This is a genomic window from Psychrobacter sp. 1Y4 (genome assembly GCF_051847555.1).
The window spans coordinates 1-583 of sequence record NZ_JBPYDE010000881.1 but is presented as its reverse complement, the minus strand read 5'-3'; the positions used below and the strand labels follow the sequence as shown (position 1 = coordinate 583).

At 46.3% G+C, this 583-nt stretch carries 1 protein-coding gene; it reads right to left on the bottom strand.

The window, feature by feature from the left end; all coding sequences use genetic code 11:
* Positions 1 to 114: 114 nt before the first annotated feature.
* The coding region (locus ACS8FC_RS19380; protein ID WP_439297989.1) for an aminotransferase class I/II-fold pyridoxal phosphate-dependent enzyme at positions 115 to 583 on the bottom strand (469 nt) is incomplete at its 5' end.

Genomic DNA, 583 nt, shown 5'->3' with positions numbered 1-583 from the left:
AAAAATGCCGCGCAATAGTCTGCTTGCGGGCACTTAGCTCGGAAGTAGTGAGAGGATGTTCCATAATCGTTCTTTCGCATAAAAGTTTATAATGAGCATCAAAAACTGCTGTCGTCATATAGATAATTGCATGATCAGGCGCTCGCACTCAGCATGGGTAATGGCTGCGTTGAGTACCAAGCGAATACGTGATGTATTGGCAGGGACGGTCGGTGGCCTAATGGGTAAGGCATAAAATCCAGCGGCTTGGAGCTGTTTCGCTTTTGCCATCGTACGAGCGTTGTCACCCAAAATATAAGGCACAATGGGTGACTCGTAAATAGGATCTTTTGCTGCTGATGCTACACGATATTCAGGGCTAATGGCTTGGTTCAGTTGTAATGAAATCTGCGCCAAATGCTGTCGCCGCGTCTGTAGCTGCGGCATTTTTGCCAAAATAAACCGTGTCCATGCATGATTGATTGGTGGCAATGCGGTACTAAAAATCAGCGGACGCATCTGATTGATGAGCCATGATTTGACCACCTCATCACATATTATATAAGCGCCAACCGAAGCAAACGCTTTACCAAACGTACCCACT